This is a genomic window from Agromyces sp. NPDC055520 (genome assembly GCF_053619715.1).
The window spans coordinates 1-8152 of sequence record NZ_JBSHJY010000071.1; the positions used below are offsets into that span (position 1 = coordinate 1).

Here is an 8152-nt window from a genome sequence, read left to right on the forward strand (position 1 = left end):
CGGCCGTCTGCGGCTCGTCGGCAGGGCCGCCGGATGCCTCGGGGTGCTGCTTCGACGCGCTCATGCCGCCTCCTCCACGCTCAGCTGGCTTTCGACGATCTCGGCGTACGCCTCAGACGTCACGAGCAGTTCGTCGTGCGTGCCCTGGGCCGTGATGCGGCCGTCTTCGACGACGAGGATCTTGTCGGCCCCCACGATCGTCGCGACCCGCTGGGCGACGACGATCATCGTGGCATCCGATACCGATCGCGAGAGCGCCGCGCGAAGCCGGGCGTCGGTCGCGGTGTCGAGCGCCGAGAAGGAGTCATCGAAGAGGTAGATCGGCGGCCGTTTCGCGAGCGCCCTCGCGATCGACAGTCGTTGACGTTGCCCGCCCGACACGTTCGTGCCGCCTTGGGCGATGGGCGCGTCGAGCTGCTCGGGCATCGCGGCGACGAAGTCGCGCGCCTGGGCGATCTCGAGCACGGTCCAGAGTTCGGCGTCGCTCGCGTCGGGGTCGCCGTAGCGCAGCGTCGAGCCGACCGTGCCGGCGAAGAGGTAGGGCTTCTGCGGCACGAGGGCGAGTTGCGCGCCGAGCACCTCGGGGTCGAGCTCGCGCACGTCGACGCCGCCGACGAGCACGCTGCCGCCCGTCGCGTCGAAGAGCCGTGCGACGAGGTTGACGATGGTCGTCTTGCCCGAGCCGGTGGCGCCGATGATCGCCGTGACCTGGCCGGGTTCGGCGACGAAGCTCACGTCATGCAGCACGGGCTCCTCGGCGCCGGGGTAGGCGAAGTCGACGCCGCGGAACTCCACCGTGCCGGGGGCCGCGAGGGCGAAGACGGGATTCGCGGGGTCGACGACGCTCGATTCAGTCTCGAGCACCTCGCCGATCCGGCCCGCCGAGACCGCGGCACGCGGCAGCAGGAACGCGATCATCGTGGCCATCATGACGGCCATGAGGATCTGGATGAGGTAGCTGAGGAACGCGGTGAGCGAGCCGATCTGCATCGAGCCGTCTTCGACGCGGAACGCGCCGAACCAGAGCACCGCGACGCTCGAGACGTTCAGCACGAGCATGACGACCGGGAAGACGAGGGCGAAGAGCCGCCCGGCCTTCAGCGCGGTGTCGGTGAGCGCATCGTTGGCCTCGTGGAAGCGCTCGCTCTCGACGCCCTCGCGCACGAAGGCGCGAATCACCCGGATACCGGTGAGCTGCTCGCGCAGCACACGGTTGACGCCGTCGATCTTCTTCTGCATGGCCTGGAAGAGGGGCACCATGCGGCTGATGATGAGCCCGACCGAGATGAGCAGCACCGGCACCGCGACGACCATGATCCACGACAGGACGAGGTCTTCGCGGAGCGCCATGTAGACGCCGCCGATCGCGAGAATGGGCGCCGACACGAGGATCGTGCACGACATGAGCACGAGCATCTGCACCTGCTGCACGTCGTTCGTCGAGCGGGTGATGAGGCTCGGGGCGCCGAAGCGCGACACCTCCTGCTCCGAGAAGTCGGCGACCCTGCGGAACACGGCGACGCGCAGATCGCGGCCGAAGGCCATTGCGGCCCTGGCGCCGAAGTACACGGCCGCGATGGCGCACGCGACCTGCGCGAGTGTGATGGCGAGCATCACGCCGCCGGTCGAGATGATGAAGGCCGTGTCGCCCTTGGCGACGCCGTCGTCGATGATGTCTGCGTTCAGCGTCGGCAGGTAGAGCGACGCGATCGACTGCGCGAGCTGGAACACGACGACGCCGACGAGCAGCGCCCAGTACGGCCGGAGGTGCCGGCGCAGCAGTTTCATCAGCATGACGTGGTTCCCATCGGCGAGGTCGGGCTGGGTCGAGTGGTCGGGTGATGCAGGGCGGCGGATGTCGCGGGCGCAGGCGTGTTCGCCGGCGCAGCGATGCCGTGCACGATGAGGTGCGCGAGCTGATCGGGCTCGAGTCCCGTGGTCGGACCGAACTGCGGCATCGCCGATGAGAAGGCGACGAGGCGCACGAACATGAAGACCTGGGCTGGCGGCACGCGCAGCCGCTCGAGGTCGGGAGCGAGCAGCTCTTCGAAGATGCTCGTGACGACCTCGGCGGTGCGCGCCTCGGGCGGGCGGGGGCGGCCGCCGAGCGCGGCGAAGACCCCGAAGATGCCGGCGAACCGATCGAGGAACCGGCCGAGCACGAGTTCGATCTTCAGCTCGAGCGGCAGCGACGGGTCGATGCTGCGGAGCGCCGCCCGGAACGGCTCGGGGTCGAGGAAGTGCTCGACCGCGGCATCGATGATCGCCTCCTTGTCGTCGAACACGCGGAACAGTGTGCCCTCGGCGACCCCGGCGGCGTCGGCGATCTGCCGCGTCGTGACGTCGCGGCCGTGGGCGACGAGCAACGGCAACGTCGCCTGCGCGATCGCCGTTCGACGCTCTTCGACCGGCATCGGCTTCGCGCGCTTCGCACGCCCCGTCATGGTCGCCATGGTCGTCATGAGCGACGATCCTACGCGGAGTGAGCGCTCACTCCATGACCTGCGACACAGATTCCAGTCGCGTTCGCCGACGGCGAAACGGCGTGCCGCGGCATCCGACCGCGATTCGATGCCGCGCGACCGCGACCGCGACTCGGACTCAGTACCCTGCGCGACCGCGATTCAGTGCTGCGCGCTGCTCCGCCCGCCGAGCGCCCGTGCGTCGGTCTTGCCCTGGAGGTCTTTGCGCAGCTCTTTCGGCAGCGAGAACATGAGGTCTTCTTCGGCCGTCTTGACCTCGGAGACCGAGCCGTACCCGGCGTCGGCGAGCGCCTCGAGCAGCTCTTGCACGAGCTCTTCGGGCACGGACGCCCCGCTCGTCACGCCGACCGTCTCGACGCCGTCGAGCCACTCCTGCTCGACCTCGCTCGCGTAGTCGACGCGGTAGGCGGCCTTCGCGCCGTACTCGAGCGCGACCTCGACGAGGCGCACGCTGTTCGAGCTGTTGGCCGAACCCACGACGATCACGAGATCGGCGTCTTGCGCGACCTTCTTGATCGCGACCTGGCGGTTCTGGGTGGCGTAGCAGATGTCGTCGGAGGGCGGGTCCTGCAGGTTCGGGAACCGCTCGCGGAGCCGGCGCACCGTCTCCATGGTCTCGTCGACCGAGAGCGTGGTCTGCGAGAGCCACACGACCTTGTCGGGGTCTTGCACCTCGATGTTGTCGACGTCGTCGGGGCTGTTGACGATCGTCACGTGATCGGGGGCCTCTCCCGCCGTGCCCTCGACCTCTTCGTGGCCCTCGTGGCCGATCAGCAGGATCTCGTAGTCGTCGCGCGCGAAGCGCACGGCCTCGCGGTGCACCTTGGTCACGAGCGGGCAGGTCGCGTCGATCGCGTGCAGTCCGCGATCGGCGGCGGCGTTGACGACGGCCGGCGAGACGCCGTGCGCGCTGAAGACGATGTTGGCGCCCTCTGGCACCTCGTCGACCTCTTCGACGAAGATCGCGCCCAGCGCCTCGAGCTCGGTCACGACGTGGATGTTGTGCACGATCTGCTTGCGCACGTACACCGGGGCGCCGTAGTGCTCGAGCGCCTTCTCGACGGCGATCACCGCGCGGTCGACGCCCGCGCAGTAGCCGCGCGGGGCGGCGAGCAGCACCCGCTTCTGTCCGGGGACCGGGTTATCCTTGAGCCGGCCGCGCACGCCCGGAATTCTGGGCATGCCGAGGCCGATTCGAGGGGTTTCCGTAATGCTCGTCACGGTGCCCATCCTACGCGGCTGAAGCGTACAGACGGCTGGGAGGCCAGACATGACGGATGCTCCGGCGACACGCGATGCTCCGTGGCCGGTCGCGCTCCTCTCGGGCAAGCTCAAGGCGTACATCGACCGGCTCGGCACGGTCTGGGTCGAGGGCGAGATCACCCAGTGGGGGGTCTCGGGCGGCAACGTCTACGGCAAGCTGAAAGACCTCGATGCCGAGGCGACGCTCTCGTTCCAGGTGTGGTCGTCGGTGCGCGCGCGCTTCGACGAGCAGTTCAAGCAGGGCGACCGGGTCATCGCACTCGTCAAGCCCAACTGGTGGGTCAAGGGCGGCTCGCTGTCGATGCAGGTCTTCGAGCTGAAGCACGTGGGCCTCGGCGACCTGCTCGAGCGCCTCGAGCGGTTGCGGGCGAAGCTCGCGGCCGAGGGGCTGTTCGAGGCCGACCGGAAGCGACGCCTGCCGTTCCTGCCCGGGGTCGTCGGCCTCATCACGGGCAAAGACAGCGACGCCGAGAAAGACGTGCTGCGCAACGCCCGTCTGCGCTGGCCGGCCGTCGAGTTCCGGGTCGTGCACGCCGCCGTGCAGGGCGACCGCACCGTGCCCGAGGTCGTCGCGGCGATCGAGCGGCTCGACGCCGACCCAGAGGTCGAGGTCATCATCGTCGCCCGCGGCGGCGGCGACTTCCAGAACCTGCTGGGCTTCAGCGACGAGCGCGTCGTGCGCGCCGCCGCGGCGGCCGCGACGCCGATCGTCTCGGCGATCGGCCACGAGGCAGACCGGCCACTGCTCGACGAGGTCGCCGACCTGCGGGCTTCGACGCCGACCGATGCCGCCAAGCGCGTCGTGCCCGACGTGGGCGAAGAGCTCGTGCGGGTCGAGCAGGCCCGCGCGCGGCTCGGCATGCGGCTGCAGGCGATCCTGCACCGAGAGATCGACCGCATCGGCCACTTGCGTTCACGACCGGCACTCGCCGAAACCACCTGGATCGTCGATCGCCGAGCCGAAGACCTGACCCGCTGGGTGGCGCGCGGCGCCGAACTCGTCGAGCGCACGATCGACCGGCAGACGCATCGCGTCGCCGAGCTGCGCGGGCACTTGCGCGCACTCTCGCCGCAGGCCACGCTCGACCGCGGCTATGCGATCGTGCAGGGCGTCGACGGCCACGTCGTGACCGCGCCCGCCGCCGCTCCCGCCGGCGCCGCGCTCACGATCACCCTCGCCGAGGGTACCGTCGCCGCGCGCTCCGAGGGAGATGCGCACAGCTGACCCGCTCCTCATCCGAGTCGCCCGCCCTCGTACAGATTCGGGCGACTCGAATCGGGAGTGGTCGACAGCGACGAACGGCACCGTCGGCGGCGCCGAATAGAATGGATGCCATGCCCTCCCCCACCGCCGTCTCCGAGCTGAGCTACGAGCAGGCGCGCGACGAACTCGTGCAGGTCGTCGGCGAGCTCGAGCAGGGCTCGGCGACCCTCGAGCAGTCGCTCGCCCTCTGGGAGCGCGGTGAGGCCCTCGCGGCCCGCTGCGAAGAATGGCTCATCGGCGCGAAGGCGCGCCTCGACGCCGCGCGAGCCGGGGCTGCTCGCGACGCCGATACCGAAGCCGGCGACCGCTGATGGCGCAGCGCGCACCGCGGGTCGTCGCCGAGCTCGGCCGCCCCGAGACTCCCGAAGAGACGGCCTCCCGCAAGGCCGAGGATTCCCTCAAACACCGCCAGAACCAGACGCTGCGCAACCTCCTGCTCGCGCTCGGGGCGAGCCTCGGCATCGTGCTCGTCATCGTGCTGCTCGTGCCGCGCAGCGACACCCCCATCGAGCGCGATGTCGACGTGGCATCCGTCGCCCTGCAGGCCCAGCCTGCGAGCGGCGACCCGCTCGCCGTTCCCGAACTGCCCGCGGGCTGGCGCGCCAACGCCGCCGAACTGCGCGTCAGCCAGGCCGATGACGTGACGGCCTGGTACGTGGGCTACCTCACCCCGAGCGACGAATTCATCGGGCTCTACCAGGGGCTCGACGCGAACCCCACCTGGGTCGCGGGCCTGCTCGCCCGCACGCTCGCCGTCGGCACGACCACGATCGACGGCGTCGAGTGGACGGTCTACGACAACCGCGAGTCATCCGAAGATGTCGGCAATGCCCGCTACGGGCTCACGACCGAAGCGGGCGGCACCACCTTCGTGCTGCTCGGCACCGCGACGTCCGAAGAATTCGAGACCCTCGCGTCGGCGCTCACGACGACCATCGAAGCGCAGAACTGACCCGCCCGCCACCGACCAGCACACACTGAGAGGCACTTGTGACCACGGAGCCGACCGAACGCCCGATGACGCCGGCCGAGACGTGGCGTGAACTGCGACGCGGCAACGAGCGATTCATCTCGGGCGAACCGCAGCACCCCCGTCAAGACATCGACCACCGGTCGTCGTTGGCGCACAGCCAGCGGCCGCTCGTCGCGATCTTCGGCTGCAGCGACTCGCGCCTCGCGGCCGAGATCATCTTCGACATCGGCCTCGGCGACGCCTTCGTGGTGCGCAACGCGGGCCAGGTCGTGAACGCCTCATCGCTCGGCTCGATCGAGTACGCCGTGGGCATCCTCCAGGTTCCCGTCGTGCTCGTGCTCGCGCACGACGAGTGCGGCGCCGTGCGCGCCGCCATCGACTCGCAGGCGGCCGACGCCGCGCCGCTGCCGGGCCACATCGGCGCGCTCGTCGACGCGATCGTGCCCGCCGTGCGCAAGGTCGCGGGGGTTGCCGACGGAGCCCCGATCGAGCCCGAGCACGTCGACGCCGGGTTCGTCGGCCGCGAGCACCTGCGCAACACCGTCACGGGGCTCGTCGAGGGCTCCGAGATGATCAGCGACGCGATCGCAGCGGGTACGCTGGCTATCGTCGGCGCGAACTACCGACTGTTCGAAGGTCGCGTCGAGACCGACATCGTCATCGGTCGCATCTGACGCCGTCACTCGGCATGCCGGCCCCGGCCGGCACTCGCAGAACCGAAGGGGAACACACCGTGGTGGACAACGCCGCCGACTATCGCATCGAGCACGACACGATGGGCGAGGTGCGGGTCCCCGCATCGGCGCTCTACCGGGCGCAGACCCAGCGTGCCGTCGAGAACTTCCCGATCTCGGGTGCGGGCCTCGAGCCCCAGCAGATCCAGGCGCTCGCGCGCATCAAGAAGGCCGCCGCGCAGGCCAACGCGCAGCTCGGCGTGCTCGACCCGGCCATCGCGACGGCGATCGAGTCCGCCGCCGACGAGGTCATCGCCGGAATGCACGGTTTCACCGAGCACTTCCCCGTCGACGTGTACCAGACCGGCTCCGGCACCTCGTCGAACATGAACATGAACGAGGTGCTCGCCACCATCGCGACCGGCAAGCTCGGCAGCCCGGTGCACCCCAACGACCACGTGAACGCCTCGCAGTCGTCGAACGACGTCTTCCCGACCTCGGTGCACATCGCGGTCACCGCGGCGCTCATCGACGAGCTGATCCCGGCGCTCGACCACCTCGCCGTCGCCTTCGAGGCGAAGGCCGTCCTCTGGGCCGACGTCGTCAAAGCCGGTCGCACCCACCTCATGGATGCGACCCCCGTCACCCTCGGCCAGGAGTTCGGCGGCTACGCCCGCCAGATCCGCCTCGGCATCGAGCGCGTGCGCACGGCGCTCCCCCGCGTCGCCGAGGTCCCGCTCGGCGGCACCGCCGTCGGCACCGGCATCAACACCCCGGCCGGGTTCCCGCAGCTCGTCATCTCACTGCTGCAGGCCGAGACCGAACTGCCGATCACCGAGGCCGTCGACCACTTCGAGGCCCAGGCCAACCGCGACGGGCTCGTCGATGCCTCGGGCGCGCTGCGCACGATCGCCGTGAGCCTCACGAAGATCGCGAACGACGTGCGCTGGATGGGCTCGGGCCCCAACACCGGCCTCGGCGAACTGCGCATCCCCGACCTGCAGCCCGGCTCGTCGATCATGCCCGGCAAGGTCAACCCCGTCGTGCCCGAGGCCGTGCTCATGGTGTGCGCCCGGGTCATCGGCAACGACGCGACGATCGCGTGGGGCGGAGCTTCCGGCGCCTTCGAGCTCAACGTACAGATCCCCGTCATGGGCACCGCGCTGCTCGAGTCGATCCGCCTGCTGGCCAACTCGGTGCGCGTGTTCGCCGACAAGACCATCGACGGCCTCGAAGCCGACGTCGACCGCGCAACCGCCCTCGCGGGCATGTCGCCGTCGATCGTGACCCCGCTCAACAAGCTCATCGGCTACGAGGCCGCCGCGAAGATCGCGAAGCACTCGGTCGCCAAGGGCATCACCGTGCGCGAGGCCGTGATCGAGCTCGGCTACGTCGAGCGCGGCGACCTCACGGTCGAGCAGCTCGACACCGCGCTCGACCTGCTGTCGATGACGCGCCCGCCGCAGGCGAAGTAGCACACGAACGACGGATGCCT

8 protein-coding genes are annotated in these 8152 nt (G+C 69.9%); 5 read left to right on the forward strand and 3 right to left on the reverse strand.

Annotation, left to right across the window (positions count from 1 at the left end):
- Positions 1-60: 60 nt before the first annotated feature.
- The 3 genes from ACWGST_RS16530 to ACWGST_RS16540 form a co-directional block, all read right to left on the reverse strand.
- A complete protein-coding gene (locus ACWGST_RS16530) occupies positions 61-1794 on the reverse strand; it encodes an ABC transporter ATP-binding protein (RefSeq protein WP_452047760.1) in 1734 nt (577 codons plus the stop codon).
- Entirely contained in the window at positions 1788-2462 is a 675-nt protein-coding gene (locus ACWGST_RS16535; RefSeq protein WP_452047761.1) for a TetR/AcrR family transcriptional regulator, read from the reverse strand. The genes ACWGST_RS16530 and ACWGST_RS16535 overlap by 7 nt, the downstream gene beginning before the upstream one ends.
- 162 nt (positions 2463-2624) lie before the next feature.
- Complete coding sequence (locus ACWGST_RS16540; RefSeq protein ID WP_452047766.1) at positions 2625-3665, reverse strand: 4-hydroxy-3-methylbut-2-enyl diphosphate reductase; 1041 nt, start codon at positions 3663-3665, stop codon at positions 2625-2627.
- Between the two features lie 88 nt (positions 3666-3753).
- On the opposite strand from ACWGST_RS16540, the gene xseA reads away from it, so the two are divergent.
- The 5 genes from xseA to ACWGST_RS16565 all read left to right on the forward strand — a co-directional run bounded on the left by xseA (position 3754) and on the right by ACWGST_RS16565 (position 8132).
- On the forward strand, positions 3754-4971 hold the full coding sequence (gene xseA, locus ACWGST_RS16545) for an exodeoxyribonuclease VII large subunit (RefSeq protein WP_452047762.1): 1218 nt from the start codon (positions 3754-3756) through the stop codon (positions 4969-4971).
- Positions 4972-5072: 101 nt separating this feature from the next.
- Positions 5073-5321, forward strand: a complete 249-nt coding sequence (locus ACWGST_RS16550) for an exodeoxyribonuclease VII small subunit (protein ID WP_452047763.1) — start codon at positions 5073-5075, stop codon at positions 5319-5321.
- Positions 5321-5962, forward strand: coding sequence for a DUF4245 domain-containing protein (locus ACWGST_RS16555; protein WP_452047764.1), 642 nt, complete (start codon positions 5321-5323; stop codon positions 5960-5962). Before ACWGST_RS16550 ends, ACWGST_RS16555 begins: the two co-directional genes overlap by 1 nt.
- 65 nt (positions 5963-6027) lie before the next feature.
- Entirely contained in the window at positions 6028-6657 is a 630-nt protein-coding gene (locus ACWGST_RS16560) for a carbonic anhydrase (protein ID WP_452047767.1), read from the forward strand.
- Between the two features lie 59 nt (positions 6658-6716).
- Positions 6717-8132, forward strand: coding sequence for a class II fumarate hydratase (locus ACWGST_RS16565; protein ID WP_452047765.1), 1416 nt, complete (start codon positions 6717-6719; stop codon positions 8130-8132).
- Positions 8133-8152: the final 20 nt, after the last annotated feature.